Raw genomic sequence first — 14930 nt, 5'->3', positions numbered from 1 at the left:
ACCCTCGTCAAATGCGTATCCTTAAGGTATCCTCCCTCCATTCGTTTTATAACTGCAAATGCTTCTAGAGGCCTCAGTTAGTTCCTTGACTTTTTTTCGTCTGCCAAAGCAAGCATTTCTTGAGCATGATGCAGGGTCGTTTCCGTCACTTCGACGCCTCCGAGCATCCGGGCAAGCTCTTCGATACGGCCGCGGCGGTCCAGATCGGTCACGCGGGTAAACGTGCGTTCCCCCTGTACTTCTTTATGAATGTAAAAATGTACGTCGGCCATGCATGCCACCTGCGGTAAATGCGTAATGCTAAAGACCTGGCAGCTGCGCGAAAGCAGCGAAAGCTTCTCCGCAATCGCCTGAGCGGCACGTCCGCTGACCCCCGTGTCCACCTCGTCGAATACGAGGACGGGTATCTGATCCAGCCGGGCAAAAATGCTCTTCATGGCGAGCATGATGCGGGAAAGCTCCCCGCCCGATGCGATTTTGCTGAGTCCGCGGAGCGGCTCTCCGGGATTCGGCGCCATGAGGAATTCGACCAGATCGATTCCGTCCCGGGTGAATTTAACGGGCTTGTCGCCGATCTCCAGACCGCCAAGAGGGACCGGAGTATGCGACACCTGGACGCGGAACTGTGTGCGCTCCATATGCAGGTCGCGGAGTTCCGTTTCGATTTCGCCGGCCAGCCGGTCCGCGATTTTTTTGCGGGAATCGGACAGCTTCCGGGCCGCTTTCGTGAGCTGGACGATTTCACGGTCGAGCTTTTCCTGCAGCTTCTGGATAATCTCGTCCTTGTTCTCAATCGTGGAGAGTTCGCCGCTGATTTTCTCGCTGTAGGCCAAAATCTCCGCAATCGTGTCGCCGTATTTACGGCGCAGCGAAGCGATTAAATCGAGGCGCAGCTCGATTTCGTCAAGCCGTTCGGGATTGAATTCGATGTCGTCGCGGTAATCCCTGAGCTGGTAAGCGGCATCTTCAAGCTGGTAAAACGCGCTTTGCATTTGCTCCAGCAGAGGCGCGATTCCCGCGCTGTCGATGGCCGCTACGTCCTGGATGCGGGCGATGGACTTGCCTATGGCGTCCAGCCCGCTGCTCGCGCCGTACAGCGTGTCGTAGGAGCCTGCCACGCTCGAATATAGCTTCTCGGCGTTCGCCAGCTTGCTTTTCTCCTCCGCCAGCTTGACGTCTTCGCCCTCCTTCAAGGAAGCCGACGCGATTTCGTCTACCTGGAAGCGGTACAGGTCGATCATCTGCAGGGACTGCTTGCTCGTTTCCTGGAGCGCCTTCAGCTCTTTGCGGAGCTTCGTGTACCGGTCGTACGATTCACGGTATGCCGCCAGGTTGGGACCCACCTCTTTATCTCCGTAAGCATCCAGCCAGTGGATGTGTTCGTCCGATTTGAGAAGAGACTGATGCTCATGCTGGCCGTGAATATTCACGAGCCAGCCGCCGACTTCGCGCAGCATCGTCAAATTGACGAGCTGGCCATTGATCCGGCTGGAGCTTTTGCCGCTCGCCGTTACTTCGCGGCGGATAAGCAGCTGCTCCTCTCCCGCGGCTTCGATACCGAGCTGGGCAAGCGTCGCCCATACGGGGTGTCCTTCGCCGATTTCGAAAACAGCCTCGATTTCGGCCTTCTCGCTGCCGTAGCGGACCAACTCGGAGGAACCCCGGCCGCCGACAATCAAGCTCAGTGCATCAATAATGATGGATTTACCGGCGCCGGTCTCACCCGTCAGAACATGAAAGCCGGATTTAAATCCGATATGAACGTATTCGATAACCGCCAAATTGCGGATAGACAGTTCTGTGAGCATAGGTCCTCCCCTGAATTCGCTGCATGACCAAGTCAGATCAGCGACATAATCTGATTCACGACTTTCTGGCTGACGTCCTTCGTCCGGCAGATGATCAGAATCGTGTCATCCCCGCAAATCGTCCCCATGATTTCATTCCATTCCAAATTATCGATCAAGGCGCAGATCGTATTTGCCGTTCCCGGCATACACTTCATGACAACCAGATTTTCCGTAAAATCGATGTTGATAAAATGATCGCTTAGCGCCCGTTTGAGCCGCTGCATCGGATTGTAGCGCTGATCAGCCGGCATTGAATATTTATATCTTCCGTCATCAAGCGGGACCTTGATCAGATGCAGTTCTTTGATGTCCCTGGAAACCGTCGCCTGAGTCACGTTGAAACCCGCCGTGCGCAGCGATTCCACCAGCTCGTCCTGAGTTTCGATCTCATGGCCCGTAATGATTTCCCGGATTTTAACGTGGCGTTGCCCTTTCATTCGAACACCTCAATGGTAAACGTAATTTGTTTGATCTTGCGTCCGTTCATGTCCACGTACAGCACTCCGGCCGCTTCCGGCACGAGGAGCGAGTACACCAGCAGCATGTCGCGGATAGCGCTTCCTGTCATCTCGAGCGGCTTGCGTTCGCGAGCCACCTTAACGAGATACAAATGGTCCTCTTTTTCTGCAAAATAGTCGATAAACAGGCGGCTGTACAGCTCTTCCTTCTGATTAAGCGTCATCGAAATCGGGATTTTGGTTTTCCCGCCTACAACGTCAAACCCCGCACCGATCAGAAGTTCGACGACTTCATCGTCTTCCGGAACTTCGTTATAGTCCGTTATGCGGATGGGTTGGAAGGAATCGGCGTAAGGCTCATACAGCCACTTTCGGAAACTTATGCCGGCCCATGCTGCGAGAAGTCCTAAGAGCAAAATTAGGATAAGCGTATCCCCGTGCTGCATACCGGATCACCTCGACGTACCTATTCGCTAAGGAAGGCGGGGATTCCTTTTGGCTTTGACGTCTTTTTCCAAGTGTTTTCCTGCGGAAAACCCGGCATTCGTTCCAACCGCACTTTCGTCAATACCGGGTTTCCGGTTTTGCGAACATGGCCTTCGCTTCCGGAACGACACGGTCAATCAGGGATTGAAGAGGTTCTTCCAGCTTTTCCGGATCTTCGGGGTTGCAGGTCCAATAAGCGAGGAACTCAATGTTTCCTTCGCCTCCGGTAATCGGGGAAAATGTAAGCCCTTTTAAGTGAAAACCGATTTCCTTCGCGAATCCGAGGACACTTTCCAAAACGTCCTTATGCACTTCGGAATCCCGGATTACCCCGGATTTGCCGACTTTATCGCGTCCCGCTTCGAATTGAGGCTTGATCAGGGCGACTGTCTCTCCTGTTATACCTAACATCGTTTTCAGCGGGGGCAGAATAATTTTCAGGGAAATGAAAGAAACATCGATCGTGGAAAAAGACGGAGACGGACCGGTCAGTTCCTCCGGCGTCAAGTAACGGAAATTCGTGCGCTCCATAACCTGGACACGCTCATCTTGACGAAGCGACCAGTCGAGCTGGTTATATCCCACATCGATCGCATATACATATGAGGCTCCATTCTGAAGCGCACAGTCGGTAAAACCGCCGGTAGAAGCTCCGATATCGAGCATTACCGCGTTTTTCACGTCGATGTCAAACTGTTTCAACGCTTTTTCCAGTTTCAAGCCTCCGCGGCTTACGTATGGATGGACCGCCCCCTTTACTTTCAAGGCGGCCGCACGGCTAATTTTCATTCCTGCTTTATCGACAGGCTCCTCATCAGCAAAAACAAGGCCAGCCATAATGGCGGCCTTGGCTTTTTCCCTGCTTTCAAAATAGCCTTGTTCGACGAGCAGCACATCAATTCGTTCTTTATCTGTCGCCATTCCGTAAGCTCCTGTTTTCGTTCGTCGTTTGGACCGGCTATTGCCGGCACGTGCAGCTGGTTCCCGTGGCTGACCCTCGTCATGTGACGCCAAGCCCTGCCCGCCGGGATCCTCGCGCGGTGTTAGGCGTTCAGGCCGGCGGAACGCTGGCGTTTGCGCGGCAGCAGCGTGTGCACCTGCGTTATCAGGTGTTCGGCGGTTAAGCCGACTTCCTGGCGCTGTTCTTTGATGGAACCGTGCTCCACAAAGTAATCCGGCACGCCCATCGTACGGACACGCACGCCTTCGATGCCCTGCTTCGCGTAAAATTCAAGCACCGCGCTGCCGAAGCCGCCTTGTTCCGATCCTTCTTCCATGGTGATGATCGGCATATGCTCTTTGGCCAGTTGGAGAAGCATCGCCTCATCCAGCGGTTTAATAAACCGGGCGTTGATAACGCGGAGGTTGATGCCTTCTTTTTTCAGCATATCCGCCGCTTCCAGAGCGACCTGATTCATCGGCCCGACGGCCAGTACCGCCATCGTATCCCCTTCGGTCAGCGTCTCCCAGGTGCCGATCGGAATCGGCTGCGGATTCTCATCCATCGGGATGCCGAGCCCGTTAATGCGGGCATAACGGACGGCGATCGGTCCCTCGTTATAGTCAATCCCCGTCCGCATCATGCGGCGGAGCTCGTTCTCGTCTTTAGGCATCATAAGCACCATATTCGGGATACTGCGCAGGAAGGCGATATCGTATACGCCCTGGTGCGTTTCCCCGTCGGGGCCTACAAAGCCGGCGCGGTCAATGGCAAACATGACATTCAGCTTGGGACGGCAAATATCATGCACGACTTGGTCGTAGGCACGCTGGAGGAAAGTCGAGTAAACCGCGAATACCGGTTTCATCCCTTCCGCCGCCATGCCTGCACATAATGTAGCCGCATGCTGTTCGGCGATGCCTACATCGATCATGCGCTTGGGGAAACGGGCGGCGAAATTCATCAGCCCCGATCCTCCCGGCATGGCCGGCGTGACCGCCACTACGCGCTCGTCTTTCTCGGCAAGCTCAATAAGGGTATTGCCGAATACTTCGGTATACATGGGATTGCCCACGGCTTTAAGGAACTGGCCGGACTCAATCTTGTACGGGCTGGCTCCGTGCCATTTGTGGGAATCCATCTCCGCGGGAGAATAGCCTTTCCCCTTGGTCGTAATGACGTGGATGAGCACGGGGCCCTCCACTTTCTCGGACTGCTTCAACGTCTCAAGCAGCAGAGGCAGATTATGGCCGTCGACCGGACCGATGTAATTGAAGCCCAGTTCCTCGAACCATACTCCGGAAACAAGCAAATATTTTAGACTATCCTTGACTTTCTCCGCCGTCTTGGCCAGAGTCCCTCCGATAGCCGGGATTTTCTTAAGGAGACTTTCGACTTCTTCTTTCGCTTTGCGGTAATGCTTGTCGGACCGGATCTTGCTCAAATAATTGTGGATCGCGCCCACGTTCGGGGCGATAGACATTTCGTTGTCGTTCAGAATAACGGTCAGATTCTTCTTCTCGTGGCCGATATGGTTCATCGCTTCAAGCGCCATACCGCCCGTCATGGCTCCGTCACCGATCACGGCAAAGACACGGAAGTCTTCGCCTTTCAGATCCCGGGCCATGGCCATCCCCATCGCCGCCGATAGCGAGGTGCTGCTGTGTCCCGCTTCCCATACATCGTGATCGCTTTCCGCCCGCTTGATGAAGCCGCACATCCCCTTATACTTGCGCAGGGTATCGAAACGGTCTTTGCGCCCGGTTAAAATTTTGTGCACGTACGCCTGGTGCCCCACGTCGAAAATAAATTTGTCCCGGGGACTTTCATACAGCGTATGCAGCGCGATGGTCAGCTCCACTATGCCCAGATTGGAGGAGAGGTGCCCGCCGGAAGCAGACAGCTTTTCAATGAGAAATTGCCGGATTTCCCCTGCCAGCTGTTCAAGCTCCACCGTAGACAACCTCTTTAAATCCTCTGGCTGGTTAATATGATCGAGCAGCACATTAATTTCCTCGCTTTCCAAAGGTGAAAATTAGCAAAATTTATGAAATACGTTCATGTGTTCGTGTATTTGATTTCACCATTATACCACAATTTCAGCGGTCACGCTTCATCAGGTAATCGGCCAGCTCCAGCAGCTTTTGCGGTTTAGGAAGAACCCCTCCGGAGATCGCCGTTTTGGCTTCGTCCGTCAACTGCGCGACCCGACGCTCCGATTCCTCCAGCCCGATGAAAAAGGGATACGTCACCTTCTGCTGCTTCTCGTCGCTGCCGACGGCTTTGCCCAGCTTCTCCTGCGTGCCGGTCACATCCAGAATATCGTCCTGGATCTGGAACGCCAGCCCGATCGAGCGACCGAATTCCGTAAGCGCTTCAAGCTGCTTGTCGTCCGCCCCGGCTATCCGGCCGCCCGCGCGGAGCGAGAAAATAATGAGATCGCTCGTTTTGTGCTGATGGATATATTCCAAGCCGCTCAGCTCCGTAATCCCCTGCTCGCCGTTCATGTCGGCCACTTGTCCGCCGACCATTCCCCGGGCGCCGGAATATTCGGCCAGCTCCTCGACAATTGTCAGTACTTGTTCGGCCGGAACGCCGTGCCTGCGCGCCTGTGCAGCGCTGTAAAACGCCTGCGTCAGCAGAGCGTCTCCCGCAAGGATAGCCATCGCTTCTCCGTAAACTTTATGGTTGGTTAGTTTGCCCCTCCGGTAGTCATCATTATCCATCGCAGGCAAATCATCGTGAATCAGCGAGTACGTATGCACCATTTCAATGGCGCAGGCTACCGGCATAGCGGCTTCCTTGCGTCCCTCCAGGGCTTCCGCCGCCGCAAGAACGAGAATCGGCCTTAGCCGCTTGCCTCCCGCATCGATCGAATACTGGGCGGACTGCCGCAGCACATCCGGAATGTCCCAAAGCAGGGGGAACAGCTCCTTAAGCTCTCCCTCGACTTCTTTCGCATAGGAAGCGATATATTCTTGGATGTTCATGTCAGTGTTCAACGGGGTTCCCCTTTATCCTCGATCATATTGGCGCCGAACGGCTTCTTCGAGAGGCCGGCTTCGCTTTCTACGAGCATTTCGATCTTCTTCTCCACCACTTCAAGCTTCTGACCGCACAGGTGAGACAGCTTCATGCCCTCCTGATACAGCTCGATTGCCTGCTCGAGAGGCACATCCCCGCTCTCCAGCTTCGCTACGATTCCTTCCAGCTTGTCCATCGCTTCCTCGAAGCTGATGGCGGTTTCTTCCTGCAGATTACTTTCGTTCCCCATTTGTTTTCTCCTCCATCGCCCAGACATGGCAATCGAGCCGTCCGTCGGTCAACTGAACTCGGACCATATCGCCGATCTGAACCTGCTCGATCGAATTTAATACGCGTTTTTCTTTCTCGTCGTAAACAAGGCTGTACCCCCGCTGCATAACTTTAAGCGGGCTCAGCGCATCCAAGTGGCGCAGCGTGGATACGAGCTGCTGCCTGCGGCCCCTGGCGACGCCCTGCATCGCCAGCGTAAGCGCCCGCTCCGCGCCTTCCACGCGCTTCCGGGCGTAGCGTACCTGCTCCTGCGGGTTGAAACCCGACAGGGTGCGCTCCAGACGCATGCGGCGGTCGCCGGCCCGGCCGACAAGCTGACGCATGCGGAAAGAGAGCTGCTCGCCCAGGCGGTCCAGCCGCTGGGCCGGATGCTGGAGCAGCTGCCGGCGCGGATTGGTCAGGTAAGGCGAGCGGCGAAGCCGGTCCAGCCGGTCCTGACGGCGCTGCAGCTGCTGCAGCAGGCCGCGGTGAAGGCGCTGGCTGAGATGAGCCATCTGCTGCTTCAGCTCCAGATGGTGAGGCACCGCCAGCTCCGCCGCGGCCGTAGGCGTCGCCGCCCTGAGATCGGCGACGAAGTCCGCGATGGTGAAGTCGGTCTCGTGGCCGACGGCCGAAATGACGGGGATTGCGGAGGCGAAGATGCTGCGGGCAACGATTTCTTCGTTGAACGCCCACAGCTCCTCCAGCGAACCCCCGCCCCGGCCGACGATCAGCACGTCGACTTCACCGAGCGTGTTCATCGTCTCGATGGCACGGACGATGGACGGGGCTGCCTGAGCGCCCTGCACCAGTACCGGATGAAGCAGAATCGGCACATTCGGGAACCGCCGCTGCAGGGTGATGATAATGTCCCGGACGGCGGCTCCCGTCGGCGAAGTGATCACGCCGACGGCCTTCGGCATCCGGGGAATCGGTTTCTTCCGCTCGGTGCGGAACAAGCCTTCGCCTTCGAGCTTCTGCTTGAGCTGCTCGAACGCGAGGTACAAGCCGCCGATTCCGTCGGGCTGCATCTGCGTGACGTAGAACTGGTACTGCCCGTCCCGTTCGTAGACGGAAACGTTCCCCCGGGCGATCACCATCGTTCCTTCCTTCGGACGGAACGGAAGCCGCTGGTTGTACGACGCGAACATAATGCTTTTGAGACGGCTGTCTTTATCTTTAAGCGTAAAATACATATGGCCGCTGGAATGATGCGTAAAGTTGGAAATCTCCCCGCGCACCCAAACGTCTTGAAGGCGGTTGTCGCCTTCCAACTTCATTTTAATATAGCGATTGAGATCCTTAATGGATAATACGGCGCGCTCGCTCATGCGTTACACGCCCGCTTCTGTACCCGTATTGGACGCGCGGCGGGCCGAGCTCAGCGTATTCTTGAGCAGCATCGTAATGGTCATCGGACCTACACATCCCGGAACCGGTGTGATGTAGCCCGCGATTTCTTTAACGGCATCGAAGTCGACATCTCCGCACAGCTTGCCTTCGGCGTTCCGGTTCATCCCGACGTCGATCACGACCGCACCCGGTTTCACGTGTCTGTCCTCGATCACGCCGGCCTTGCCTACCGCGGCAACCAGAATGTCCGCCTGGCGTGTAATATCCTGAAGATTCGGCGTGCGGGAGTGGCAGATCGTAACCGTAGCATGCTCGCGGAGCAGCAGCATAGCCATCGGTTTGCCGACGATGTTGCTTCTTCCGACGACGACGGCATGTTTGCCCGCCGGGGATACGCCGATTTTTCTCAAAACTTCCATAACGCCGGCAGGCGTACAAGGAAGCATGCCTTCTTTGCCGATCATCAGATTGCCCACGTTAACCGGGTGGAAACAATCCACGTCTTTCTCCGGAGTTATCTCGTCCACAACCTGCTCCTCGTTGATGTGACCGGGAAGCGGAGACTGTACAAGAATACCGTGGAACTCCGGATTCCGGTTATACTCATGGATCAGCTTGACAAGCTCCTCCTGGGAAGTATCTGCCGGAAGACGGTGCACATGAGACTGGATACCGACCTGGGCGCAAGCTTTTTCCTTGTTATTGACGTAGACATGGGAAGCCTGGTCATCGCCTACGATAATCACCACAAGTCCGGGTGTCGTACCCCGGGCGGTAAGTTCCTCGACTTCCCGCTTGATTTCTTCCCGAATGGAACGGACGATTTCTTTGCCGTTAATCACTTCTGCTGCCATGACGGTTCTCCTCCCTATTTCTCCGTGAATAGTTTTGTTTGTTTTCCTGTTGTCGCTGTTGTTTCCCTATTGTAGCCCGCAATAAGCAGATAGCGCAAAGCTGCCCGGACGACTTCTCAGAAGTCCCGACAACCGTGCGCCCGGTTCATTACTCTTTGCCGCTGCGGATATTCTCCCTTAGCGTATCTACGTCTTTGATCATCTTGCCGAGTACGCCGTTCACGAACTTGCCGGAATCGTCCGTACCGAAATGCTTCGCCAGATCGATGGCCTCGTTAACGACGACTTTCGGCGGGACATCTTCCTGAAACAGCATTTCGAATGCGGCCAGACGCAGCACTTCACGGTCTACGCGGGAAAGCCTGTCCATTTTCCAGCCTTTCAGATAACCGGCCAGAAGCTGGTCGATCCGTTCCCGGTTGCTTAATGTACCGTCCACGAGTTCTCGGATATACTCCGGCCTAATTTTTTCCTTATGATCTACCTGGGCCTCGTTATCGTTCTCCGCCTCATGTACGGCAACGTTCACCGCCTCCGCCGCCGAGACCCCGTTCATATCGATCTGATACAAGCTCTGCAAAGCTATTTCTCTGGCTACTCTACGCCTCATTGTATGCCTCCCACATCTTAAACCGCTAGTTCGTTCGTCTACGTCTAGTATACGTCATTTTAAATCCAACCCAAACAAAAAAATCCAAGGATGAACCCAGGATTTCAGCGAAACATTCTCCATTTTTGCGTAAGAAATTGCCAAAGGTTCTGAAACGGGAGCAGAAGATCCTCGCCCCGGTCTACTTTTTTGCCGATATAATACCCCAGGAACACGATAAAAGCAAAGATCAGCATATTCCAGAAGCCGAAAAACAGATAGACCAGGCCCAGAACAAGTCCGGCTCCTCCGCCGGTTATCGTTCCAGGATGCTCCTGCCACAATTTTCTCCACATGAGAGGACCCACCTCTATTCTACCCGGCTTTTAAACGTTGGGGTATTCTGCACGATATTCGCCACATAGACGGATACGACGGAGACCGGGATTCCCGTAATCTCTTCCACGTGGTTCTTGACCGCGGACTGCATTTCCTCCGTAATTTCCGGAATGGAGGTTTCACCGTCCACTACGGTACGGATTCCGATCTCAAGTCCGGCTTCGCTCACCTTCACACGGGCACGCAGATCGCGTACGCCCCGGCTTCTCCCGGCCGCTTTCAACGACAGATTTTCCACCGTTTCCACCGAAATCCGGATATCCCCGTATTCACTGCGCTGGTCGATAGACGGCGCCTGCGTGCGGCTTCTGCGGACGGATATGTAAAAAAAGCGGAGGCTGATTAGAAAAATGACGATTCCGGCACCGATCACCCATGCCTTGGATACGGTAAAACCGCTGTCGAACACATCCTGGAGAAAATAATCGGTCGATCTCATCGGAATGAGCTGAAAAGCTGCGAGTACGGCGATTGCGGATAGGAACATGATCGCGAGGCTGAATAGAAATAACAGGAGTCTGTCCAATAGTTTGACCACAGCAAATGGCTCCTTCCGAAATAAGTGAGGAACCCCCGTCCTTAGCGGTTGGGGGTCAATGTGTAGCCGCTGCTATTATTATTTTACGCGCAGTGCGGCCGAATCCTCTTCAACCGGCTTCTCGGCCGTCTTGAATTGGACGTCGTGAATGTGAACGTTTACTTCCACGACACTCAGCCCTGTCATCGATTCGATTGCCAGTTTCACGTTCTGCTGGATCTTGCCGGCCACTTCGGGAATCCGGTGTCCGAATTCCATTACGATCGACACGTCGATCGCCGCTTCGCGCTGACCGACGTCCACCTTGATGCCTTTGGCAAAGTTTTTGCGTCCGAGAAGCTCGGTAATGCCGTTGACAAAACCTCCGCTCATGCCGGCCACGCCTTCAACCTCGACGGTAGCGAGTCCCGCAATTACTTCTATGACTTCCGGAGCGATCTGAATGGTGCCCATATCTGTCTTCTCATAATCCGCTGCAATCATCGTCATCCTATGCACACCTCCTGCACGTTTGGGATAAGCCCACTAATTTAATACTATACCATTCCGGAATTTTTATGACAACGAATCCCGCTTAGGATTCCGGGTCGTTCACGTCGTGCTCTTCCAGGAATTTAATATCGAAATCTCCGCTCAGGAATTTGCGATGATTCAGAAGCTTCAAATGAAAAGGAATCGTGGTATGAACGCCATCGACTTCAAACTCCGCCAATGCCCGCTTCATCCGGTTCACGGCTTCTTCACGAGTCGCTCCCCATACGATCAGCTTGGCGATCATGGAGTCGTAATGCGGAGGAATCACATAGCCCGGGTAAGCCGCACTGTCCACGCGGACGCCTATGCCGCCCGGAGGCAGGTAGAAGTTGATGCGTCCGGGCGACGGCATAAAGTTGCGCTCGGGATCTTCCGCGTTAATCCGGCATTCGATCGACCAGCCGTTGATTTGAATATCTTCCTGCGTAAACGGAAGCGGGTTGCCTTCGGCGGCGCGGATCATTTCCTTGATGAGGTCGACACCCGTTACGTATTCCGTGACCGGATGCTCGACCTGAATACGGGTATTCATTTCCATGAAATAGAAGTTCCCGTCCGGTCCGAGCAAAAATTCGAGCGTGCCCGCGCCGGAATAGTTGACGGCCTTCGCTGCGCGAACGGCCGCTTCCCCCATCGCCTGACGAATTTCCGGCGTCAAGGTCGGGCAAGGCGCCTCTTCGACGAGCTTCTGGCGGCGGCGCTGCACCGAGCAGTCGCGTTCGCCGAGATGGACCGCGTTGCCATGCTTGTCCGCAATGATCTGAATCTCGACGTGCTTCATCCCCGTGAGGTATTTCTCTAGGTAAACGCCGGAGTTGCCGAAGTTCAACTGAGCTTCCTGCTGGGCCGTCATAATATGCTGGATCAGCATATCCTCGCTCTCGGCGATCCGGATGCCTTTGCCTCCGCCGCCGGCCGTTGCTTTGATAATCAGCGGATAGCCGATGTCGCGGCCGAGAGAAATGGCATCGTCGAGGTCCTCGATCAGTCCGTCGGAGCCGGGAATAACGGGAACGCCCGCTTCCTTCATCGTCTGCTTCGCGACTGCCTTGTCCCCCATTTTGGTAATGGCTTCCGGGGAAGGACCGATGAACGTAATGTTGCAGCTTTCGCAGATTTCCGCGAAATCCGCATTTTCCGCCAAAAACCCGTAACCCGGGTGAATGGCGTCCGTATCCGTAAGCGTGGCCACGCTCATGATATTTGTAAAATTCAAATAACTGTCTTTGGAAGGCGTAGGTCCGATGCAGTACGCTTCATCGGCAAGACGGACGTGAAGAGCGTCCCGGTCCGCTTCCGAATAGACGGCAATCGTCTGAATGCCAAGTTCACGGCAGGCGCGAATAATCCGCACGGCAATTTCACCGCGGTTTGCAATTAAGACTTTCTGAAAACCCATTTTGTTCCCTCCGTTCAATTACTCCGGCTTCACCAAGAACAGAGGCTGGCCGTACTCGACAAGTTGGCCGTTCTCGACCAGGATTTCGACGATTTCACCTTTGACTTCCGCTTCGATCTCATTCATCAGCTTCATGGCTTCCACAATGCAGACGACCGATTTCTCGTTGACGTTCGAACCTTTCGAAACAAACGGGGCAGATCCCGGCGAGGAAGACTGGTAGAATGTGCCTACCATAGGCGATACGATTTTATGTAAGGTAGAATCCGATTCCTTCTGTTCATCCGCTTTCGGAGCTTCTGCTGCCACTTGTGCGGGAGCGCTTCCGGGTACCGCTTGAGCAATGGCCGGTGCGTACGCTTGTTGCACGGGAGCCGCCGTAACGACTACGGACTCGGTTTTGTTAGGTTTGCGTATCATCAAACGCGCACCCTCGTTTTCGATTTCGAGTTCCTGCAGGGACGTCTGGTCCATTAGTTTCATTAATTCTTTAATTTCGCTCAGCTTGAACATCCATGTCACTCCTTCAAAAATGGTGAACCGATGCCGTAATACGACGTATGTATTATATCACAACCGCAAGAAATGGAAAGAGTCCAGTTTGTCCGGACTCTTTCCATTTCTGATTCCTATGCGGTTAAAGGCTTTCTCCCGGCCGTTTTCCGGACCGTTTTTCCTGCCGCTTACTTCACGTACTGGACCGAAATTTCGGGTCCCACCTTCAGTTCTTTCATCACGGTTTCCACGATGGAAACCGCCTGGCTTTTCTCCAGTTTGTCCGACTGTACAGTCACTTTCCACCTGCTTCCGTCCTGGGTCAGAACCGCATTCGGATAGTCTTTGGAGAGCACATCCTCCACATTCGTCACGCGCGTATTCGTGTCTTCGATTTGCTGAAGCTCCTGCTGCGCTTTGCCCACCGCTTCGGAGGACTGTTTTTTATCGGTGATGAGCGTCAGCAGCTCTTCGGTTTTCTTGGAAAGGGCGTCCTGGCGGTCCAGTTGGAGCTTCGTCAGGTAGTCACGGCCGGATTTGCTGCTGGCCTGCGTCTGCTGGCTTACTTTGGCTTCCGCCGAAGCCGGTGCGGCCGCCGCATCTTTGCCGTCCTTCGAGGCAGTTGCGTCCGTTTTCGTGTCCTGAGCCTTGGAATCGCCTGTTTTGGCCTCCGCTTTCGCATCGGTTTTCGCATCGGTTTTCGCATCGGTTTTCGCGTCTGTTTTCGCATCGGCCGTCGCTTTCGTATCGCCCGCCTTCGCATCGGCCGCTTTGTCTGCGGATGCTTTACCCGCTTCGGCGACAGCCTGCTCCGGGGATACCTGGCTCAGATCGATCTTGACTTCGTCCGCTTTAGGAGCCGTGGAAGCGACGTCCACCTTGCTGACATCCTCGGTAAACAGATAGTAGGCGGACAGTACGACCATCAGGCTCAGCATGGAAACGAGCCATATTGTTTGTCTTTTGGCATTCATGGAATAATTCCTCCTAACGGATTAATAAGAAATGGGATGGCTGTAAACCTGCTTTTACACTTATGCCGGAATGCCGGAGTCCTACTTGCAAGCCCCCGTTATTCAGCGGTTTTTCTCGGGAGAATGGAAATCCTGTGAACCGGAACGTCGATGCCCCTGGCGACGGCTTCGATCATCATTTTCTTGACGGTCAGATCTTCGGCCCCTTTGGCGACTACGAGTACTCCGCTCACTTTGGGCTTTATCGTCTTGACGACAAGGGGCTGCTGGTCCCCCGACACCTGATAGAGCACGACTTTGCCTTCTTTCGTAATCTGGGAAATATTCCGGTTTGCGCCATTGGTATCTTTTTCCGTCGTCAGCTGCTGGTTTTCCTTCGAATCCTTCTCCACGACGATTTCTTCCGTAGATTCGATCGTAATCAGTACTTCCACATCCCCTACGCCGACCACCTTGCGAAGGATATCCCTGAGCCGGGATTCGTAGGCTTCCTCGTATTCCCGGAAAGGCGTCTTGTCCTTGGCCGCTCCGCCCATAAACGTCTCTTTGCCCGGCTGGGTCGAAGGAGACGCCCGGCTGTCGCCTGCAGGCTCCACTTCTTTGAAATTGAGAAACGAGCTTAAAATCATCAAGGCGGCACCGACCAGACCGAGCAGTACAATCCAAAGAAAGGAATTGGAACGTTTGCCGTCCTCGCCTGTCCCGAACCATTTACTCCTCCACTGCTTCCAAAAGCCCATCCGCTCACCTCACCATCGCTCCCTGCC

The 14930-nt window shown here is 54.7% G+C and carries 17 protein-coding genes; all 17 read right to left on the bottom strand.

The window, feature by feature from the left end:
- Positions 1 to 77: 77 nt before the first annotated feature.
- The 17 genes from recN to spoIIIAG all read right to left on the bottom strand — a co-directional run bounded on the left by recN (position 78) and on the right by spoIIIAG (position 14903).
- Positions 78 to 1808, bottom strand: a complete 1731-nt coding sequence (gene recN, locus AC58P5_RS15035) for a DNA repair protein RecN (protein ID WP_497387798.1) — start codon at positions 1806 to 1808, stop codon at positions 78 to 80.
- Positions 1809 to 1840: 32 nt separating this feature from the next.
- A complete protein-coding gene (gene ahrC / locus AC58P5_RS15030) occupies positions 1841 to 2287 on the bottom strand; it encodes a transcriptional regulator AhrC/ArgR (protein WP_009674923.1) in 447 nt (148 codons plus the stop codon).
- Entirely contained in the window at positions 2284 to 2754 is a 471-nt protein-coding gene (locus AC58P5_RS15025; protein WP_497387796.1) for a hypothetical protein, read from the bottom strand. Before AC58P5_RS15025 ends, ahrC begins: the two co-directional genes overlap by 4 nt.
- A 118-nt stretch (positions 2755 to 2872) precedes the next feature.
- Positions 2873 to 3715, bottom strand: coding sequence for a TlyA family RNA methyltransferase (locus AC58P5_RS15020; protein ID WP_497387794.1), 843 nt, complete (start codon positions 3713 to 3715; stop codon positions 2873 to 2875).
- 122 nt (positions 3716 to 3837) lie between these two features.
- Positions 3838 to 5739, bottom strand: a complete 1902-nt coding sequence (dxs, locus tag AC58P5_RS15015) for a 1-deoxy-D-xylulose-5-phosphate synthase (protein ID WP_497387792.1) — start codon at positions 5737 to 5739, stop codon at positions 3838 to 3840.
- Between the two features lie 94 nt (positions 5740 to 5833).
- On the bottom strand, positions 5834 to 6724 hold the full coding sequence (locus AC58P5_RS15010) for a polyprenyl synthetase family protein (protein ID WP_497389088.1): 891 nt from the start codon (positions 6722 to 6724) through the stop codon (positions 5834 to 5836).
- 8 nt (positions 6725 to 6732) lie between these two features.
- Positions 6733 to 7008, bottom strand: coding sequence for an exodeoxyribonuclease VII small subunit (gene xseB / locus AC58P5_RS15005; RefSeq protein WP_497387790.1), 276 nt, complete (start codon positions 7006 to 7008; stop codon positions 6733 to 6735).
- Positions 6992 to 8359 (bottom strand): exodeoxyribonuclease VII large subunit, encoded by a 1368-nt coding sequence (xseA, locus tag AC58P5_RS15000; protein ID WP_497387788.1) that lies wholly within the window; start codon positions 8357 to 8359, stop codon positions 6992 to 6994. Before xseA ends, xseB begins: the two co-directional genes overlap by 17 nt.
- Before the next feature lie 3 nt (positions 8360 to 8362).
- The gene (folD, locus tag AC58P5_RS14995; RefSeq protein ID WP_497387786.1) at positions 8363 to 9235 is read right to left on the bottom strand and encodes a bifunctional methylenetetrahydrofolate dehydrogenase/methenyltetrahydrofolate cyclohydrolase FolD; all 873 of its coding nucleotides are present in this window, start codon (positions 9233 to 9235) and stop codon (positions 8363 to 8365) included.
- Between the two features lie 148 nt (positions 9236 to 9383).
- A complete protein-coding gene (gene nusB / locus AC58P5_RS14990) occupies positions 9384 to 9845 on the bottom strand; it encodes a transcription antitermination factor NusB (protein WP_497387784.1) in 462 nt (153 codons plus the stop codon).
- Positions 9846 to 9949: 104 nt separating this feature from the next.
- Entirely contained in the window at positions 9950 to 10180 is a 231-nt protein-coding gene (locus AC58P5_RS14985; protein WP_042228629.1) for a DUF2273 domain-containing protein, read from the bottom strand.
- 14 nt (positions 10181 to 10194) lie between these two features.
- A complete protein-coding gene (amaP, locus tag AC58P5_RS14980) occupies positions 10195 to 10761 on the bottom strand; it encodes an alkaline shock response membrane anchor protein AmaP (protein ID WP_497387781.1) in 567 nt (188 codons plus the stop codon).
- 78 nt (positions 10762 to 10839) lie between these two features.
- Positions 10840 to 11250, bottom strand: coding sequence for an Asp23/Gls24 family envelope stress response protein (locus AC58P5_RS14975; protein ID WP_103995217.1), 411 nt, complete (start codon positions 11248 to 11250; stop codon positions 10840 to 10842).
- Between the two features lie 85 nt (positions 11251 to 11335).
- On the bottom strand, positions 11336 to 12694 hold the full coding sequence (gene accC / locus AC58P5_RS14970; protein WP_497387779.1) for an acetyl-CoA carboxylase biotin carboxylase subunit: 1359 nt from the start codon (positions 12692 to 12694) through the stop codon (positions 11336 to 11338).
- Between the two features lie 18 nt (positions 12695 to 12712).
- On the bottom strand, positions 12713 to 13207 hold the full coding sequence (gene accB / locus AC58P5_RS14965) for an acetyl-CoA carboxylase biotin carboxyl carrier protein (RefSeq protein ID WP_497387777.1): 495 nt from the start codon (positions 13205 to 13207) through the stop codon (positions 12713 to 12715).
- Between the two features lie 170 nt (positions 13208 to 13377).
- The gene (locus tag AC58P5_RS14960; protein WP_497387775.1) at positions 13378 to 14163 is read right to left on the bottom strand and encodes a SpoIIIAH-like family protein; all 786 of its coding nucleotides are present in this window, start codon (positions 14161 to 14163) and stop codon (positions 13378 to 13380) included.
- Positions 14164 to 14261: 98 nt separating this feature from the next.
- Entirely contained in the window at positions 14262 to 14903 is a 642-nt protein-coding gene (spoIIIAG, locus tag AC58P5_RS14955) for a stage III sporulation protein AG (RefSeq protein ID WP_218229760.1), read from the bottom strand.
- Positions 14904 to 14930 lie beyond the last annotated feature (27 nt).

The organism is Paenibacillus sp. JT31N7, assembly GCF_059692095.1.
Note: the sequence above shows the minus strand (reverse complement) of the source record. Positions and strands in the feature narration are given on the sequence as shown.